Below are 17,602 nucleotides of genomic sequence, written 5' to 3'. Positions count from 1 at the left end.
GGCCGGCCGGCTTTGTGCGGGCCGGCCTCGTCGGGAGGGCCGGTCAGTCGCCGAAACCGGTGAGCGTCACCTTGCCGACGGCCGTGCCTGACTCCATGATCCGGTGCGCCTCGCGCAGGTGGGCGGCGTCGATCCGGCCCAGGTCCCTGGTCGCCGTGGTGGTCAGCACGCCCCGGTCCACCAGCCGGGCGACCTGGGTCAGGATGTGGTGCTGCGCGATCTGGTCGGGCGTGCGGAAGAGCGAGCGGGTGAACATCAGCTCCCAGTGGAGCGAGATCGACTTCGACTGCAGCACTCCGACGGGCAGCGTGTCGTGGTCGTCGACCACGACGATGCCGCCGAACGGCCTGAGCATCTCGGCGTACGCCGGCAGGTTCCGGTCCGTGCCGGCGGTGCTGAAGACGAGATCGAGACCGTCCGGCGCCACCTCGGCCACCTGCGGCGGCAGCGGCTCGTGATGGTCGACCAGGTGATGGGCGCCCATGCGCCTGGCGAACTCCACGGTCTCGGGACGCGAGGCGGTGCCGATCACGGTGAGCGAGGTGAGTGTCCCGGCGAGCTGCACCACCATCGAGCCGACGCCGCCCGCCGCCGCGGTGACCAGCAGCGCCCCGGTCCGCTCCAGCGGAGCGTGGCGCAGGCCCAGCCGCTCGAACAGGCCCTCCCACGCGGTCAGGGAGGTCAGGGGCAGCGCGGCGGCCTCGGTGAAGGTCAGCGTGGCGGGCTTGCGGGCGACGAGCCGCTCGTCCACGACGTGGTATTGGGAATCGCAGCCGGGACGGTCGAACGCGCCCGCGTAGTAGACCTCGTCACCGGGCCCGAACAGCTCGGCCCGGTCGCCGGTCGCGACGACCGTGCCCGCCGCGTCCCAGCCGAGCACCTTGGGTTCGCCGCCCGGGTCGACGTCCCGGCGCGTCTGGTAGTCGACGGGGTTGACCGCGATGGCCTCCACCCGGACGAGCAGGTCGGTCGGTCCCGGCTCGGGGACGGGCAGCTCGACGTCCACCAGGCTCTCGCCGTCGTCCACCGGAAGGCTCTTCCGGTACGCGACCGCGCGCATTCTGCCGACGTTTCCCTTCATGACGGATCCCCCCTCGTTGGCCCCCGCGTCGGCCCCCGCGTCGGCGGGCCGTGAGGCGTGTCCTGCCCGCGCGTCCTGCCCTCACACGGGACGCCTCCGGTCACGATGACCGCGAGATGCCCGGATGGGGGAGGACGGCGGTGTGCAGGGGCTTGTCGCGGGAAGGGAGGGGGTTTGTCGCTTCGCGGAGAGTTAGCCGGCCCTCACTTCGCGCAATAAATGCGGCATGACGGCAACCACGAAGAACTCCTGCTCCTGCGGACACGGATCGTCCTGCTCATGTGCCGCCGGTTGCAGCTGCGGCTGCAACTCCTGACCCGCGCCGGGCGGCCGGGACGGATCGCCGGGATTCCTCCCGTGCTCTCGGCCGCTCGCCGCATCTCCCACCGCCGTCGCGTGCGGGTATCGCTCTAGTACGTACGGCCGCGCGGGCCTGGTTCACTCTGATGCCGGACTGCCGTGGAGCCGGTTCTAGGCCGGATCGCCGCCCCACAATGGGGCCATGACCTACCCTCCACCTCAACATCCGCAAGATCCCAGGGCCTCGCAGGGCTCCACGGACGGCGGGCCGCAACCTGGTCCCGCCGCCCCATGGCCGGGCCACGGGCCCCGGTCGGCCGGTCAGAGCCCCGGGCGGCCCGGCAACGGCCCACAGCCCCGTCAGGGCGGCCCGCCCCCCGACTTCGGCACACCCCGCTTACCCGGCCCGCCGGGCCCGTACGAGCAGCCGGACCAGTACGGCCGATCGGGCCGTCATGGCCAGGCGGGCTCGTATGAGCGGGAGGATCCTTACGGCCGGCGCGGGCAGGCGGGGTCGTACGACCCGGGGGACCAGTACGGCCGGTCGGGCCGGCACGGGCAGGCGGGCCCGTACGAACCCCAGGACCGATACGGCCGACCGGCCCAGCACGGACAGCCCGACTCCTACGGGCACGGCGATGCTTACGGGCGGGGCGATGCCTACGGGCAGGCGACCCAGTACGGGCAGGCCGACCTCTACGGGCTGCCCCAGCACGACTACGGCACGGCGCCCCGGCGCGGCAACACCCTGGTCATCGGCCTGTCCATCGGCCTGGGCCTGATCCTGCTGGCCGGCGGCACGGTGGGCGCGGTGACCTACCTCGGCTCCCCGGAGACCCCCGCCGCCCTGCCGAGCAGCGCGACCTCGTTCCCGACCACGGCCCCGTGGCAGTCCGACGCCCCCTCCGACGGGTCCGGTGACGCGGCCGGCGAGGCGGCCGATGGCGAGCCGTCGGGCGGACCCGCGGACGAGGCGTCCGCCGGGGCCTCCGGCGAGCCGTCGGGGGAGCCGTCGGGCGAGCAGTCGGAGCCGGCCACCGACCCCACGGCCACCCCGCCCGCCTCCGGCCGCGCCCAGCCGGGCTCGCCGATCGCGCACACCGAGTTCGGCGACTGGAAGTTCAACGTGACCGGGATCAGGTTCTCCGCCGCCAAGGTCGCCGGCTGGACGTACGACAGCTGCGACCCCGTGGACGGGCGGGGCGTGCTGGCCAAGAACAAGTGCACGCGCGCCGTCCAGGTCGCCTACACCGCTTATCGCGGGCACCTCAAGGCGGTGCAGGTCATGATGATGTTCCCGACGGACGAGGCCGCCAAGGCCGCGGCGACCCGGCTGGCCAAGCTCTCCTCGAACGCGGTGAACATCCGCAGCGACATGACCTTCTCCACGTTCGCCTACGGGGCGATCCGGACGAACCCCACGAAGAAGTACGTGGTCGTCACCATCGTCACCGCGGACAAGACGGCCAAGGCCAGGGCCGAGAAGTTCCACCTGTACATGCAGGCCGACTCCATGAGCTACTTCCTGCTGCGCGACGTGACCGTCACCAGCTGACCCACCGGCCCGCGGGCGGGCGGGCCGGGAGGTCCGGAAAACGGAAGCGCGGGGGATGGTCAGGTGCAGGCGTACCCGGACGGAAGGGTGGTGTCGCCGTTCGGGCGGCTCACCTGGAAGCCGACGCTGGTGGTGGCCGCCCCGGGGGCGAGCGAGCCGTTGTGGCCGGTGTTCCTGAAGGTCACGTTCTGCCCGCTGACGGTGGCGGTGACGTTCCACGAGCCGGTCAGCGTGTGCCCGGCCGGCAGCGTGAAGGTGACCGTCCAGCCGCTGATGGCGGACGTGCCGGTGTTGGTGACGGTCAGGGGCTGGACGACGTACCCGGTGGCCCACTGGGTCTGCACGGTGGCGAGGGCCGTGCAGCCCCCGGTGGCGGGGCCGGGCTGGGTGGTGACCTGGACGGTGTTCGAGACCGGCGAGGCGTTGCCCGCGGCGTCCCGCGCCCTGACCTGGTAGCGGTAGGTGGTGTTCGGCGTCAGCCCCGTGTCGCTGAACGAGGTCGTGGCCGAGGAGCCGGCCTGCGTGAACGTGCCGCCGCTCGCGCCGGGCGCGCGCAGGACGTCGTACCCGGTGACGCCGACGTCGTCGGTCGAGGCGGCCCAGGTCAGGGTGGCGCCGGTGGCGGTGACGCCGGACGCGGCCAACGTGCCGGGCGTGCTCGGCGCGGTCGTGTCGCCGGAGCCGCCGCCGAGCGCGGGCGTCTGCCAGTCGCGCCACTCCGCCAGGTTGCCGGCCGCCCTGGACGAGATCCGCATGGCGCCGGGCGCGTTGCCCGTCCGCAGCAGGAACTTCTGGATGTGCTGCTGCAGCGGGGTCCGCCATTCGGGCCGGTTGGCGCAGTGGCTGCCGTCCTGCACGTCGGACCAGTACGTGATGTCCTCGCCCGCCCCGAGCGCCTTGTACACCTCGGCCCCGCCCAGCGCCGCCACGCTCGCGGACCTGGGGCCGAGGTTGGTGATCTGCGGATTGTCCATGACGAACAGGCCGCGCGGCGCGACCATGGCCACGATCTGGTGGGTGTCCACGGGCAGCCGGGCCGGGCTGCCGGTGAAGGAGCCGAACGCGTCGCCCAGCCACGGCTGCTCGCCGTACGCGCTGCTCAGGCTCTGGGCGCCCTCACCGGGGATGCCACGGAAGATCGGCGCGCCGGCGCTGCCCGACTCGATCGGCATGGTGAGCGCGATGCGCTGGTCGAAGGCGCCGGCCACGAAGGCGCCCTTGCCGAAGCGCGAGCAGCCGGTGACGCCGGTGGCGTCCGCCTTGAGCAGGTCGCCACCCGACTGCTCGATGACGTCGATGATCCGGCTCACGCCCCAGCTCCAGGCGAGCAGCAGTCCGGTGCTGCTGGAGGAGCCGTAGATGGTGTAGAAGGCGCCCTGCTTGTTGCTGCGCGGCGTGCCCTCCCGGCCGACCGCGTAGGGGTCGTAGCTGATGACGGCGGCGCCGGCGGCCCTGATGGCGGCCGTGTCCGCGCCGAACCCGCCGATGACGACGACGGCGGGGAAGGGGCCGGTGCCGCTCGGCAGCGAGACGCTCGCCGAGAAACCGGCGCTTCTGCCGTTGTGGCTCACGTTCACGGTGATGCCGGTGCTCGTGACCGTCCCCGTGACGCTCGACGGCTTGGGCGGCTTCTCGCCGTAGACGAACTTCTCGGCGAGCCGCTTGGTCTCCTCGCGCAGGCACCGCCAGTCGGCTCTGCTGGTGATGCGCGACCCGTTCAGCTTTCTGAACGGGTCGGGCAGCCGGGAGTTCGACGGCAGGGAGCCGGCGTCGGGCAGGCCGGGCACCACGCAGTCGGCGCCCTCGTTCTCGTCACCCGCGTCCGCGAAGGCGCCTGTGGTCGCGCCGGCTCCGTGCGTCCGGGCGGCTCCGTGCGTCCCGGCGGCCAGGGCGGGCGGCGCCGCTGCGTCCACCGTCACGTCCACCGTCACGTTCGCCGCCACCGGTGCCGCTCCGGCGAACAAGAGCGTCGTCGCGGCCGCCAGTGCGGCGACTCGCGGCAGCATTGTGGAGCGGGCCAAGCTGATGATCACCAGAGCTCTCCCTCCCGGGTGGGGGCGTTGGCGATCAGTGTGGAAAGCCCTCCGAAAGGTGTCAACGAGACTCCGAAATGTTTCGGAGGGCCGGCTCTAGCTCATGTTGCTGTGCAGGGCATACGTGCCGCGAGTTTTCGACAGCTATCGGAAACTAGCTGAAACTAGCGTTCCTCACCCCGAAGGGACAGGATCACCAGGTGACCGGCAGCTCGTGCATGCCGTACACCGTCGAGTCCTCCTTGAACGCCAGCTGCTCCTCGGGAACGGCCAGCTGCAGGCCGGGCACCCGCCGCAGCAGCGTCTCGAAGACGATCTCCAGCTCCACCCTGGCCAGGTTCTGTCCCAGGCACTGGTGGGCGCCGTAGCCGAAGGCGAGGTGGTTGCGCGCGCCGCGGTCGATGTCGAAGCGCTGCGCGTCCGCGAACACCTCCGGGTCGCGGTTGCCGGCGTTGGCCAGCATGAACACCCCGGAGTTCGCCGGGATGACCGTGCCGCCGAGCTCGACGTCGGCCGTGGCCACCCGCACCATGGCGAACTCGGCGATGGTGAAGTACCGCAGCATCTCCTCGACGGCGTTCACCGTCTTGGCCGGGTCCGCGCGCAGCGCGGCCAGCGTCTCCGGGTCGCGCAGCAGCTGGTACGTGCCGAGCGAGATCATGTTGGCCGTGGTCTCGTGCCCGGCGATCAGCAGCAGGAACGCCAGGCTGAGCAGCGCCGGGCCGTCCACCGCGCCGTCCTTCTCGCGCTGCTTGGCGATCTGCCGGCCGAGCAGGTCGTCGGCGGGCTCCTGCTCCTTGGTCTTGATCAGCTTGTCCAGGTAGACGGCCAGCTCCAGGATGGCGTGCCGGCGTTCGTCCTCCGTGGCCCGGCGGTTCAGCAGCTGCGCCGAGTGGATCTGGAAGAAGTCGTGGTCGGCGTACGGCACGCCGAGCAGCTCGCAGATCACCAGCGAGGGCACCGGCAGCGCCAGGGCGCGCACCAGGTCGGCCGGCTTCGGGCCGTCGAGCATGGCGTCCAGGTGCTCGTCCACGATCTGCTGGATGCGCGGGCGCAGCGCCGCCATGCGCCGGACGGTGAACTCGCCGACCACGGCGCGCCGGGCGGGACCGTGCTCGGGCGGGTCCATCTCCAGCATCATCTTGGGCAGCGGCGACTCGGCCAGCCCGCTCCCGGTGTCCTCGGCCAGCCGCGGCATGCTCGGATGGCGGCGGTCGGCGGTGAAGCGCGGGTCGGTCAGGATCGTCCTGATGTCGTCGTAGCGGGCCGCGACCCAGGCCTCGCCGCCTGTCGGCAGCGTGACCTTGGCGACCGGCTGCTCCCGCAGAAGACGCAGGTGCTGCTCGGGTGGGGCGTACGGGCAGCCGCGGGTGGTTTCGAGCGTCGCAGCGGGGTCAATCGTCAAAATTCTCCCCATTCGATGTGGTTCCGACGGCAAAGATAGCCTACAGATGTACGTTAACGCGTCGCTGTCGCGCCCCTGTCGCCCGCCCCGCCGAGGGCGACGGCGGCGATGAGCACGCCGAGGAGGACCAGGGCGGCGTTGACCGCGACGGCGGCCCTGACGCCGTCCAGCACCGCCCCGGCGGTGACCACCCCCGCCGTGGTGGCGGTGACGATCGCCGACATGATCGGCGTGCCCATGGTGATGCCGACCTGCTGGGACATCGACGCCAGCCCGGTGGCCAGCCCCTGCTCGCGATCGGGCAGCCCCGCCGTGGCGGTGACCATGAAGCCCACGATGACCAGCATGTTGCCGACCCCGCCGAGGAAGGTGGCGGGCAGTTGCAGCCACAGCGAGGCCGGCGTACCGCCGAGGAGGAGCAGGGCGGCGGTGAAGGCCGCCTGCAGCAGCCCGCCACCGATCAGCGCGGCCCGCGCGGAGGTGCGGCCGATGACCCTGGGGGCGAGCAGGCCGCCGAGCACCGTCCCGAGGCCGAGCAGGGCGAAGGAGACCCCGGCGGCCAGGGCGGAGAAGCCGAGTGTCTTCTGCATGTAGAGAGTGAGCAGGTACACCAGCGACGTCTCGGTCACGAACGCCAGCAGGCCGAGCACGTTGCCCCAGGCCACGGTGCGCTTCTTCAGCACGTGCAGGGGGATGAGCGGCTGCGCCGCCCGGCTCTCGACCGCGTAGAAGACCACCAGCAGGACGGCGCCGGCGAGCAGGCCCGTGAGCGTGGCGGGATGGGTCCAGCCGTGCTCGCCCGCCTGGGTGAGGCCGTAGACCAGGGCGAGCAGGCCGAGGGTGACGGACAGCGCGCCGGGCAGGTCGATCCTGGGCCGGTCGGCCGGGCGCGACTCCTTGATGGCGGCGGGCGCGACCAGCAGGACGGCGAGCGCGACGGGCACGTTGACGAAGAAGGCCCAGCGCCAGGAGAGCAGGTCGGTCAGCACGCCGCCGAGGATCGCGCCGGTGGTGAACCCGGCCGACATCAGGGCGCCGTTCAGCCCGAGCGCCTTCTGCCGCAGCGGTCCCTCGGGGAAGGCGGTGGTGAGCAGGGCCAGGCCCGCCGGGGTGGCGGCGGCCGTCGCGAGCCCCTGGGCGACGCGGGCGGCGATGAGGACCTCGGGGGTCGGCGCGAGGCCGCCGGCGAGGGAGGCCAGGCCCAGCAGGGCGAGGCTGGCGAGGAAGATCCGCTTGCGGCCGACGAGGTCGCCGACCCGGCCGAAGAGCAGGGTGAACCCGGCCGCCGACAGGGCGAAGGCGGTGGCGATCCACTGCAGGTTCGCCAGGGAGAAGCCGAGGCCGTCGCCGATGAGGGGGAGGGCGACGTTCAGGATCGAGAAGTCGACGGCGAGCGTGAACTGGGCAACCAGCAGGACCGCGAGGACGAGTTTGAGCCGGCCGGTGAGCCGTGGTGGTGCGGGGGTGATTCCGTCGGCGGAGGCGAGGGTGGACATGACGGGACGTCCTTCCTGGACATGGGGGAGTCGCCGGACGCAGGGACGGCCCTTAACGGGTCCCTGGTTCCGTTAGGGTGAATGTAGCACTGTGATGGCTACTAATGGAACTAGAGTCCCGATAAGGAGTCCTGTATGGCCGACGACGTGCCGCCGCGCGGGGCCGTCCGTCCCGGTGGGCGTACGGCGCGCGTGCGCGAGTCCGTGCTGCGGGCCGCCGCCGACACCCTGGTGGAGAAGGGGTTCGACGCGCTCGACCTGGCCGAGATCGCCCGGGTGGCGGAGGTGGGCAAGACCACCATCTACCGCCGCTGGGGCAGCCCGGGGGTGCTCGCCGCCGACCTCCTCGACGACATGGCCGCGCAGTCCCTGCCCCGGTCCAGGACCGGGAACGTCCGCGACGACCTGCGGGAGAACGCCCGCCTGGTGGTCAGAACCCTGACGGATCCGCGCCAGGGGCGGCTGTTCAAGGCGCTCATCGCCGCCTCGCTCTGCGACGAGCAGGCGGCCATGGCGCTGCGCCGCTTCTACGCCGTGCGCATCGACGAGTGGGCCGGGTGCGTCGCGGACGCCGTCGAACGGGGCGAGCTGCCCCCGGGGACCGATCCCCGGCGCGTGATCGCCGGCGTCTCCGCGCCCCTGTACTACGCGCTGCTGAACACCGGGGAACCCCTGGACGAGGCGGCGGCCGAGCGGGCGGCGGAGACGGCGCTGGCCGCCGCGCGGGCTGGGGTGTGGGTGGGGTAGCGGCCGTTATTCGCTTTACCGGGTAAGCGCGTCAAGGGGACCGGCGCACGGGGGTGTCTTGGGCCAGGGTTCCGTGCTGGACTGAAACGGTCTAGACAGGTTCAGGGGCGGCTCGGTACGTTGATCAGGACTTATCGGGACATTTGCCCCATTCTCGTGATTGAGGAGCAGGACTTGGCGAAGCAGAGCACGTCGTTGCACTCGGGATGGACGCTCCGCCTGGCGGGTGGTGAGGCAGCCGCCGGCCGGCTCACGAACGAGGCCGTGCCGGCCCGGGTGCCCGGCTGCGTGCACGCGGACCTTCTGACGGCGGGGCTGATCCCGGATCCGTACGCGGGGCTCAACGAGCTGGAGGTGGCCTGGGTCGGCCGGGCCGACTGGCGCTACGAGACGGCGCTGGCGGCGGCGCCGGCCGGTTTCGAGCGTACGGACCTGGTCTTCGACGGGCTCGACACGGTCGCCAGGGTGCTGCTGGATGGGGAGGAGCTGGGCCGGACCAGGAACATGCACCGTTCGTACCGGTTCGACGTGACCGGGCGGGTACGCGAGGGCTCGGTCCTGTCGGTGCTGTTCACCTCCGCGTACACCGAGGCCGAGGCGCAGCAGGAACGGCTGGGCGCGCGGCCGAACGCCTACGCGGAGCCGTTCAACTTCGTCAGGAAGATGGCCGCCAGCTTCGGCTGGGACTGGGGACCCACGCTCGTCACCGCCGGCATCTGGCGGCCCGTCCGGCTGGAGAACTGGAGCACCGCCCGCCTGGCGCAGGTCAGGCCGCTGGTCACGGTCACCGGCGGAACCGGCAGCGGCGACGGCAGGATCGAGGCGCACGTCGAGCTGGAACGCACCGAGACCGGCGCCGGCCGCGAGCTGACGCTGACGATCGAGGCGGGAGGCCAGACGGCCACCCAGACGGTCCCCGCCGGCGCGGGCAGCGCCGTCGCGGTCCTGGAGATCCCCGCGCCGGACCTGTGGTGGCCGCGCGGGCACGGCGGCCAGCCCCTGTACGAGTGCGCGGTGGTCCTGTCCGACGCCACCACCGGTCAGGTCCTGGACACCTGGCGGCGGCGCGTCGGCTTCCGCACGATCGAGCTCGACAGAACCCAGGACGAGCACGGAACCGCGTTCACCTTCCGCGTCAACGGCCGGCCGATCTTCGCCCGCGGCGTCAACTGGATCCCCGACGACGCCCTGCCCGCCCGCCTCACCCCCGAGCGCTACCGGCACCGGCTCACCCAGGCCGCCGAGGCGGGCGTCGACCTGGTCCGCGTCTGGGGCGGCGGCATCTACGAGGACCACGCCTTCTACGACGCCTGCGACGAGCTGGGCCTGATGGTGTGGCAGGACTTCCTGTTCGCCTGCGCCGCCTACCCGGAGGAGCAGCCGCTGCGCGGCGAGGTCGAGGCCGAGGCGCGCGAGAACGTCGTCAGGCTCGCCCCCCACCCCAGTCTGGTGCTGTGGAACGGCAACAACGAGAACCTGTGGGGCTTTCGCGACTGGGGCTGGGAGCGGGAGCTGGCCGGCGCCAGCTGGGGCGAGGGCTACTACCTCGGGCTGCTGCCGCGCGTGGTGGCCGACCTCGACCCGACCCGCCCGTACCAGGCGGGCAGCCCCTGGTCCGGCTCATGGGACCGTCATCCCAACGACCCGGCGCACGGCCCGTCCCACTCCTGGGAGGTGTGGAACCGGCGCGACTACAGCGGCTACCTCGACGACGTGCCGCGCTTCGCCGCCGAGTTCGGCTGGCAGGCGCCGCCCGCGCACGCCACGCTGCGCGAATGGCTCGGCGACGACCAGCTCGACGCCTCCTCGCCCGCCATGCTGCACCACCAGAAGGCCGAGGACGGCAACGGCAAGCTGAACCGGGGCCTGGCCCACCACTTCACCTCGCCGGCCGGCTTCGACCACTGGCACTACCTCACCCAGGTCAATCAGGCCCGCGCCATCGCGACCGGCGTCGCGCACTGGCGCTCTCACTGGCCGCTCTGCGCGGGCACCGTCGTCTGGCAGCTGAACGACTGCTGGCCGGTCACCTCGTGGGCCGCCGTCGACGGCCAGGCCCGGCCCAAGCCGCTCTATTACGAGCTGCGCCGCCTGTACGCCGACCGGCTGCTGACGTTCCAGCATCGGGACGACGCCCGCGTGCTCGCCGTCGACAACCAGTCGCCCGAGCCGTGGCAGGGCAGCGCACTCGTCCGCAGGCTGCGCGCGGACGGGACGGCGCTGGCGGAGGAACGGGTGCCGTTCGACGTGCCCGCGCGCACGGTCGCGCTGCTGCCCCTGACGGTCGCCGAGTTCAAGGACGCGAGCGAGGAACTGCTGGTGGCGGAGGCGGACGGGCTGCGCGACGTCGTGCTCGGCCGCCCGGACAAGGACTTCGCCTACCCGGCGCCCGACCTCGACCTGCGGCTCGACCCCTCGGGCGATACGCTCGGCGTCGTGATCACCGCCCGCGCCTTCGTCCGCGACCTGCTGCTGCAGGCCGACCGGCTCGGTCCCGGCGCGGTGGCGGACCGCGGGCTGGTCACGCTGCTGCCCGGCGAGACCGTCACGATCACCGTGACCGGCCTGGACGCCCGGGGAACCGACGGGGCCGGGGCGGCGGGCGACGTCGACGGAACCGGCGGCACCGGCGAAACCGGCGGCCCTGGCGGCATCGACGCGATCGACGAGGCCGCGGTGCGGGCGGCGCTGTTCAGCGTCAACGCGGCGGAGGAGGCCGCCCGGCCATGACGCGCGCCGCCCGGCCGGCGGGCAAGGTGACGATCGCCGAGGTCGCCCAGCTGGCCGGGGTGTCCAAGGGCTCGGTCTCTCTGGCCATGAACGACAAGCCGGGCGTCTCCGCCGCCACGCGGAAAAAGGTGCGCGAGGCCGCCCGCGAGCTGGGCTGGCTGCCCAACCAGGCCGCCAGGTCGCTCTCGTCGGCCACCACACAGGTGAGCAACGTGGGCCTGGTCATCGCCCGGCCGGCCCGCATGCTCGGGCTCGAACCGTTCTACATGGAGTTCGTCTCCGGCATCGAGAGCGTGCTGGCCGAGCGGTCCCACTCGTTGCTGCTGCGGCTCGTACGGGATGTGCGGGAGGAGATCGACGTGCTCGACGGATGGAGCCGCAGCAAGCAGATCAGCGGCTCCATCATGGTCGACTTCACCCTCGACGACCCGCGCGTCGCCGCCGTGGCGGCGCTGGGCCTGCCGGTGATCGCCGTCGGGCATCCGTCACTGACCGGCGGGCTGCCGTCCGTCTGGACCGACGACGCCGCGGCCGTCACCGAGGCCGTCCGCTACCTGGCGGCGCTCGGCCACCGGCGCCTGGCCCGCGTGGGCGGTCCCGCCAGGCTCGGGCACACGGCGCTGCGCAGCGAGGCGTTCACCCAGGCGGTCGCGGACCTGAAACTCGAACCCGCCCGCATCCTGACCACCGACTTCTCGGGCGAGCAGGGCGCCCGCGCCACCCGCGCGCTGCTCTCCTCCGCCCGGCGGCCCACCGCGATCCTGTACGACAACGACATCATGGCCGTGGCCGGCCTGTCGGTGGCCACCGAGATGGGCGTGCCCGTGCCCGCCGAGCTGTCCCTGCTGGCCTGGGACGACTCCCAGCTCTGCCGGCTCACCCACCCGCCGCTGTCGGCCATGAGCCACGACGTGTTCGCCTTCGGCGCCGAGGTCACGCGCCGCCTCATGGACCTCGTCGGCAGGGGTGAGACGGAGCACGGCCCGGCACCGACCCCGGTCCTCGTCCCCCGAGGCACCACCGCCAGAGCCCACTGACCGCCGGGCCCACCTGGTCTACCCGCCCGGCCCGATCTGCCTACCTGGGACCGTCCGGCCTGGCCCGGCCGCCTGGGCCGCTCGGCTACCGTGGCGGAGCCGGCGCTAGCGTGGCGGGCCGGCGGCAATGGTGGCTCGGGCGTCCTCGACGCCGCCGCGCCACCAGCCCATCGCCTCCACCCACCACGTCATGCCCGCCGCCGCGTACCCGTCGACCAGCCCGTCCGCCGCACGGCCCTCCAACGCGATGTCGAAGCCGTCCAGCGAGCCCCGCTGCTCGGCCAGGAAGTCCACCACCCGCGCGAACTCGGAGACGGGCACCGGTGGCAGCTCCTGCCCGTACTCGTGGAAGGTCGGCATCGCGCCGTCCCACCGGGCCGCCCGCCGGAAGCCGACCTTGGTCGGCCAGCGCCCCGGGCACCAGATCGGGATGCGCGGGCGCTGGACCGGCGACGGCGGCAGCTCCTTCCACAGCCGCGTCAGCTCCTCCAGACCCCGGTCCAGCTTGGCGGCACGGACCTTCAGATCGGGGTCCTCCCCGAAATCGGCGTATTCCGCGTCGACCGATCCGAGACCCGCGCCGACGACCAGCCGCCCTCCGGACAGCACGTCCAGCGTCGCGGTCTCCTTCGCCACCATCTGCACCCGCCGCCGGGGCAGCGCCGTCATGAGCACGCCGATCCTGATCCGGCTGGTACGGGCCGCGACGGCCGACAGCACCACCGTCGGGTTGACCACGGGCCAGTCGCGGTCGTGGTAGAGCAGGTGGTCCCAGAGATAGACGCCGTCCCAGCCCCGTTCCTCGGCCGCCACGGCGAGCTCGACCAACACCTGAGGATCCCCGAACTCGCCGAGGTTCGGCAGCCCGACCGCGAAGCGCACCATGCGCCCCAGGCTACGCGATCACACCCCGGTGATCACGGAACGGCGACCACGGTGCGGCGACCACGGTGCGGCGACCCGACGCCGGCCTGCATGGGGCAGCACCCCATGGACACCCCCCCATGGAGACAGGCGAGCCCCCTCCCCGGGAGGGGAGAGGGCTCGTCACCCGACCGGCGCTCTACGGGATCCTGTACTCCTGCGCCTTGCCGCAGTACCCGATCCCGATCGGCGAGTTGCTCCGGCGGCACACCTGCACGACCACCCGGTCGATGGTGCGCACCGACCCCCTGTCGGACAGCGAGAACGCGAACTTGACCTGCGCGTCGTCCGCCTTCTGCGTGACGCTGTCGATCAGTTCGCTGCCTCGGTAGGCGCTGAAGGTGGCCAGGGAGTGCAGGTCGTCGGGCGTGCAGATGGTCGGGGTGGCTTCGTCGGAGAGTAACCCTTCGACGTCGACGCGGGGCCGGATCACCGGCCCGTCGTACCGTTCGATCTGACCCTCCGTGAACCCGCGGCGGCACGAGTCGCCCGAGTCAGCGGAGAAGGGGACAGCCTGGGCGGCGGCGGCCAGGGCGGGCGGGGCCGCCAGAAGCCCGGCGGCGAGTACGGTACTCATCGTCAACCCGGCGAGCAGACGCACGATTTCACCTTCCGTTGGGTGCTGGATTCCGCCACCCATCGTGAGCAGCGCCCGCCCTCCTGCCAGTGCCCGCCGTTACAGCCGGGCCCCTAATTCACGGAACGTCCCGACGGGGAAGGCACCCCGGTCCGGCGCGCCGGCTTGACGATTCCCGCACAGAATCACATTGATCGGCGCCTTCTCACCCACCACCATGGAACGCGCCCACCCGCACGGCGACGTTCCCCCGTTGCCCCGTTCCCCCCAATTCACGATGGGATGACAGATGACCGACGCGTTGCACGACCTGCGCACCCTTGTCAGCGGCCGGGTGCTGCTCCCAGGGGATGACGGGTTCGACGAGGCCGGGCGCCCCTGGAACCGGGCCGTCGAACACCTCGTTCCCGCCGTGGTCGAGGCGGCCGACGCCGCCGACGTCGCGGCCGTGGTCCGCTTCGCCCGCGCCCGCGGCCTGGCCGTCGCGGCCCAGCCGAACGGCCACGGCGCCACGACGAGCCTCGGCGGCGCCATCCTGCTGCGCACCCGCCGCCTGGACTCCGTCGAGATCGATCCGGCCGCCCGGCGGGCCCGCGTCGGCGCGGGCGTGCCCTCAGGCGTCCTTCAGGCCGCCGCGGCGGCGCACGGCCTGACCGGCCTGCCCGGCAGCTCCCCGGTCGTCAGCGTCGCCGGGGTCGCGCTCGGCGGCGGGCTCAGCTGGTTCGGCCGCAGGCACGGCTGGGTCGCCGACAGCGTCACCGCGTTCGACGTCGTGGACGCGGAGGGCGAGCGGCGGCGCGTCACCGGCGACACCGACCCCGGCCTCTTCTGGGCCCTGCGCGGCGGCGGCGGGTCGTTCGCGGTCGTCACCGCCCTGGAGCTCGCCCTGCACCCCGCGCCGCATCTGTACGGCGGCCGGATGATGTGGCCGGCCGAGCTCGCCCAGGACGTGATGGACGCCTACCGCCGGATCACCGCGACCGCGCCCGACGAGCTGACCCTCTGGCTGGACCTGCTGCACTTCCCCGGCTCCGACCCCCTCGTCGCCGTCGACGCCACCTACCTCGGCCCTGACGACGCGGCCCGCGACCTGCTCGCCCCGCTGGACCGGCTGCCCCGCCCCCTCGCCGACAGCAGGCGGACCATGACGGTGGCCGAGCTCGGCGCCATCACCGCGGAGCCCACCGAGCCCAGCCCAGGCGCCGCGCGTGCCGAACTGCTCACCGAGCTGGACGACGCGGTGGCCAAGACCCTGCTGGCCGACCCGATCGCGCCGCTGATGAACGTGCAGCTGCGCCATCTGGGCGGCGCGTTCGCCCGTCCGTCCGACAGCCCCCACGGCCCGCTGACCGAGCCGTACGCGCTCTACCTGTTCGGCGTGCCGGCCGACCCGGCGACGGCCGCGGCCATCGCCGTCAAGCAGCAAGCGCTCGCCGGCGCGCTCCCGGTGAGCGGCCGCAAACCCCTCACGTTCCTCAGCGCCGGCGAGACGCCCGCCGACGCCTTCGCTCCCGCCGCACTCCGGCGCCTGCGCGAGCTCGAACGCCGGCACAACCCGCACGGCACCTTCCGCGCCAACTTCCCCTACGCCGGCTGAACGGGGCCCTTCTGGCGGGCAGGTCGGGCGGACAGGTCGGGCGGACCCTTCTGACGGGGCCTTCGGTGGGGCCGGCTTCGCCAAGCCCGCCGCACCCGGGCAGATCTTCGCTTACTGTGCATCTCGGGGGATGCATTACGGGAGAATGTCCGGGCCGTCCCGAGAGGCGGGACCGCGGCGTTCCGGGGGAACACGGAGGATGAAGTCGGGAATGGGTGCTCAGACACAGGAACAACTCGGCCCGTACCGGATGATCCGGAAGATCGGCGAGGGCGGCATGGGGGTCGCCCACCTCGGTCTCGACGCGGCGGGCCGGGAAGTCGCGATCAAAGTGCTGCACCCGCACGTCGCGGCCGACCTGAAGGCGCGCGACCGGCTGTTCCGCGAGGTGGAGACCATGCGGCGGGTCCGCAGCCGCTTCGTCGCCGAGGTGATCGACGCCGAGCTGGCCGGCGGCAAGCCCTACGTGGTGACCAGGTTCGCCCCTGGCCGCACGCTGGAGGACACCGTGCTGACCGAGGGCCCGCTGGCAGCGCACGAGGTCGTCACGCTCGCCCAGGGGCTGGCCCAGGCGCTGGTGGACATCCACGAGGCCGGGGTGATCCACCGCGACCTCAAGCCGTCCAACGTCATGCTGGTCGGCGGCCAGCCGCTGGTCATCGACTTCGGCATCGCGCACCTGGTGGACGCGGCCCGGCTGACGGCGACCGGCATGGTCGTGGGGACGCCCGGCTATCTGGCGCCCGAGATCATCCGTGCCTCCCACGTCACCCAGGCGGCCGACGTGCACTCGCTGGCCTCGACGGTGTTCTTCGCCGCCACGGGGCTGCCGCCGTTCGGCACGGGGACGTTCGAGTCGGTCTGCTACAACACCATGGAAGGGCGCTCGCAGATCGACAAGGCGCCGGCCTGGCTGCGGGGGTGGCTGAGCAGCGCCCTCCAGGTCGATCACACCGCCCGGCCCGACGCCCGCGAGCTGCTGCGCACGGCCAGGGCGCTCGACCCGGCGAGCGGCGCGCCGCGCCGCCCTGACCGCACCCAGGCCATGGACACCCTTTCCGACCTGCTGCCGCCGGTCACTTACGCCAGGCCGCAGGAGGAGCGGTCCCTCGTCCCCGCGCCGACCCTGCACTCCGACTGGTCCGAGCAGTCCGAGCAGTCCGAGCAGTCCGAACGGCCCGCGCGGTGGCGCCGGCCCGCGCCTCCCGCGGAGCCGTTCGACCTGCGGCGGTTCGTGCACGGCAGCGGGTTCGTCGGCGTGCTCATGCTCGTGACGCTGATGGCGCTGACCGTGATGAACCCGGTCTCCGGCGGGCTCGGGGCGGCGGCGCTCTCGCTGGTGCTGCGCGCCGCCGACCACTACTTCGCCGAGGAGCGGCCGCCGCTGTCCACGGCCGGTCTCGTGACCGTGGGCCACCTGCTGCTGTCGGTGGCGTTCGGGCTGGCCGCAGGAGGGCTGCTCCACATGGCCGGACGACTGAACGCCGGCCACGCCGAGAGCCTGGCCGCCGGCCTGTTCACGCTGGGGCTGTTCGTGCTGCCGGGCGCGGCGCCGGTGCGCAGAGCCGCCTCGGGAGCGCTCGCCCGCGTCCTGCCCGGCCGCAGCGCGATCGTCGTCTCGACCGCCGTGATGGGCCCGATCACACTGATCGCCATCATCGTGGCCGTGTCCCAGATGTTCTAGCACCCGGAACCGGCGGGCGGAGGCGTTCGCCCGGACGGGCGGCACCGCGCCGGCCGGTCGGTGCGGACTGGTCAGGCGCCGGCCGCCGCCGGAGGGTCGTGTTCCGGTCAGGCGGCGGGGGCCGCCGCCACCGCCGTGCGTGCCGCCATCCGGCGTTCGAACCAGACCGAGGTGAACGGCGGAATCGCGCAGGCCAGGCCCAGCACCACCGTGCCCCGGCTCCAGCCCGCCTCCCGCGCCGACAGCAGCACCCCGGCCGCGTACAGCACGAACAGCGCCCCGTGGATCGGCCCGAACACCTTCACCCCGAGCTCGCCGGTCTCCGTCACGTACTTGAAGAACATCCCGACCAGCAGCCCCGCCCACGAGCACGCCTCGGCCACCGCCACGAGTCGAAACCAGCGCAGCACGATCCACCCTTCCGTCCGATGTCCCG

Annotated in this window: 13 protein-coding genes; 6 read left to right on the top strand and 7 right to left on the bottom strand. The window is 72.8% G+C overall.

Annotated elements, in window-relative coordinates; genetic code table 11:
• Window positions 1–43: 43 nt before the first annotated feature.
• Window positions 44–1,081 (bottom strand): zinc-binding alcohol dehydrogenase family protein, encoded by a 1,038-nt coding sequence (locus AB0C27_RS00700; RefSeq protein ID WP_357835653.1) that lies wholly within the window; start codon window positions 1,079–1,081, stop codon window positions 44–46.
• A gap of 502 nt (window positions 1,082–1,583) precedes the next feature.
• Between AB0C27_RS00700 and AB0C27_RS00695 the strand changes: the two genes are divergently transcribed.
• Complete coding sequence (locus AB0C27_RS00695) at window positions 1,584–2,936, top strand: hypothetical protein (RefSeq protein ID WP_357835649.1); 1,353 nt, start codon at window positions 1,584–1,586, stop codon at window positions 2,934–2,936.
• A gap of 59 nt (window positions 2,937–2,995) precedes the next feature.
• Here the strand turns inward: AB0C27_RS00695 and AB0C27_RS00690 are convergent, their stop codons facing one another.
• The 3 genes from AB0C27_RS00690 to AB0C27_RS00680 form a co-directional block, all read right to left on the bottom strand.
• Window positions 2,996–4,969 (bottom strand): cellulose binding domain-containing protein, encoded by a 1,974-nt coding sequence (locus tag AB0C27_RS00690; RefSeq protein WP_357835646.1) that lies wholly within the window; start codon window positions 4,967–4,969, stop codon window positions 2,996–2,998.
• 193 nt (window positions 4,970–5,162) lie between these two features.
• Window positions 5,163–6,374: a cytochrome P450 gene (locus AB0C27_RS00685; protein ID WP_357835643.1), complete on the bottom strand. Its 1,212-nt coding sequence runs from the start codon at window positions 6,372–6,374 to the stop codon at window positions 5,163–5,165.
• A 53-nt stretch (window positions 6,375–6,427) separates the two neighbouring features.
• Window positions 6,428–7,870, bottom strand: a complete 1,443-nt coding sequence (locus AB0C27_RS00680) for an MFS transporter (protein ID WP_357835640.1) — start codon at window positions 7,868–7,870, stop codon at window positions 6,428–6,430.
• A gap of 135 nt (window positions 7,871–8,005) precedes the next feature.
• Here AB0C27_RS00680 and AB0C27_RS00675 point away from each other — a divergent pair, with 135 nt between their 5' ends.
• The 3 genes from AB0C27_RS00675 (at window position 8,006) to AB0C27_RS00665 (ending at window position 12,384) form a co-directional block, all read left to right on the top strand.
• Window positions 8,006–8,617, top strand: coding sequence for a TetR/AcrR family transcriptional regulator (locus AB0C27_RS00675; protein ID WP_357835637.1), 612 nt, complete (start codon window positions 8,006–8,008; stop codon window positions 8,615–8,617).
• Window positions 8,618–8,791: 174 nt separating this feature from the next.
• Window positions 8,792–11,347, top strand: a complete 2,556-nt coding sequence (locus tag AB0C27_RS00670; protein WP_357835634.1) for a glycoside hydrolase family 2 protein — start codon at window positions 8,792–8,794, stop codon at window positions 11,345–11,347.
• A complete protein-coding gene (locus AB0C27_RS00665; protein ID WP_357835631.1) occupies window positions 11,344–12,384 on the top strand; it encodes a LacI family DNA-binding transcriptional regulator in 1,041 nt (346 codons plus the stop codon). Before AB0C27_RS00670 ends, AB0C27_RS00665 begins: the two co-directional genes overlap by 4 nt.
• 105 nt (window positions 12,385–12,489) lie before the next feature.
• On the opposite strand, the gene AB0C27_RS00660 is transcribed toward AB0C27_RS00665, so the two are convergent.
• Both AB0C27_RS00660 and AB0C27_RS00655 read right to left on the bottom strand, forming a co-directional pair.
• Window positions 12,490–13,269 carry an LLM class flavin-dependent oxidoreductase gene (locus AB0C27_RS00660; RefSeq protein WP_357835629.1) on the bottom strand — a complete coding sequence of 260 codons (780 nt, stop codon included), beginning with the start codon at window positions 13,267–13,269 and terminating at the stop codon, window positions 12,490–12,492.
• Window positions 13,270–13,447: 178 nt separating this feature from the next.
• Window positions 13,448–13,909: a hypothetical protein gene (locus tag AB0C27_RS00655; RefSeq protein ID WP_357835627.1), complete on the bottom strand. Its 462-nt coding sequence runs from the start codon at window positions 13,907–13,909 to the stop codon at window positions 13,448–13,450.
• 265 nt (window positions 13,910–14,174) lie between these two features.
• Here AB0C27_RS00655 and AB0C27_RS00650 point away from each other — a divergent pair, with 265 nt between their 5' ends.
• Together AB0C27_RS00650 and AB0C27_RS00645 are read left to right on the top strand one after the other, a co-directional pair.
• A complete protein-coding gene (locus AB0C27_RS00650; RefSeq protein WP_357835624.1) occupies window positions 14,175–15,482 on the top strand; it encodes an FAD-binding oxidoreductase in 1,308 nt (435 codons plus the stop codon).
• Window positions 15,483–15,693: 211 nt separating this feature from the next.
• Window positions 15,694–17,166: a serine/threonine-protein kinase gene (locus AB0C27_RS00645; RefSeq protein ID WP_357835621.1), complete on the top strand. Its 1,473-nt coding sequence runs from the start codon at window positions 15,694–15,696 to the stop codon at window positions 17,164–17,166.
• Window positions 17,167–17,273: 107 nt separating this feature from the next.
• Here AB0C27_RS00645 and AB0C27_RS00640 read toward each other — a convergent pair whose 3' ends face one another.
• Window positions 17,274–17,576: a DUF3817 domain-containing protein gene (locus AB0C27_RS00640; protein ID WP_357835618.1), complete on the bottom strand. Its 303-nt coding sequence runs from the start codon at window positions 17,574–17,576 to the stop codon at window positions 17,274–17,276.
• Between the last annotated feature and the right edge of the window lie 26 nt (window positions 17,577–17,602).

The organism is Nonomuraea sp. NPDC048882, assembly GCF_040649755.1.
Classification (GTDB): Bacteria; Actinomycetota; Actinomycetes; order Streptosporangiales; family Streptosporangiaceae; genus Nonomuraea; species Nonomuraea maheshkhaliensis.
Note: the sequence above shows the minus strand (reverse complement) of the source record. Positions and strands in the feature narration are given on the sequence as shown.

Excerpts from the sequence above, each read along its gene's own strand:
- AB0C27_RS00700 (WP_357835653.1), bottom strand. The coding sequence starts at position 1,081 with ATGAAGGGAAACGTCGGCAGAATGCGCGCGGTCGCGTACCGGAAGAGC.
- AB0C27_RS00695 (WP_357835649.1), top strand. The coding sequence starts at position 1,584 with ATGACCTACCCTCCACCTCAACATCCGCAAGATCCCAGGGCCTCGCAG.
- AB0C27_RS00680 (WP_357835640.1), bottom strand. The coding sequence starts at position 7,870 with ATGTCCACCCTCGCCTCCGCCGACGGAATCACCCCCGCACCACCACGG.
- AB0C27_RS00675 (WP_357835637.1), top strand. The coding sequence starts at position 8,006 with ATGGCCGACGACGTGCCGCCGCGCGGGGCCGTCCGTCCCGGTGGGCGT.
- AB0C27_RS00665 (WP_357835631.1), top strand. The coding sequence starts at position 11,344 with ATGACGCGCGCCGCCCGGCCGGCGGGCAAGGTGACGATCGCCGAGGTC.
- AB0C27_RS00660 (WP_357835629.1), bottom strand. The coding sequence starts at position 13,269 with ATGGTGCGCTTCGCGGTCGGGCTGCCGAACCTCGGCGAGTTCGGGGAT.
- AB0C27_RS00650 (WP_357835624.1), top strand. The coding sequence starts at position 14,175 with ATGACCGACGCGTTGCACGACCTGCGCACCCTTGTCAGCGGCCGGGTG.
- AB0C27_RS00645 (WP_357835621.1), top strand. The coding sequence starts at position 15,694 with ATGGGTGCTCAGACACAGGAACAACTCGGCCCGTACCGGATGATCCGG.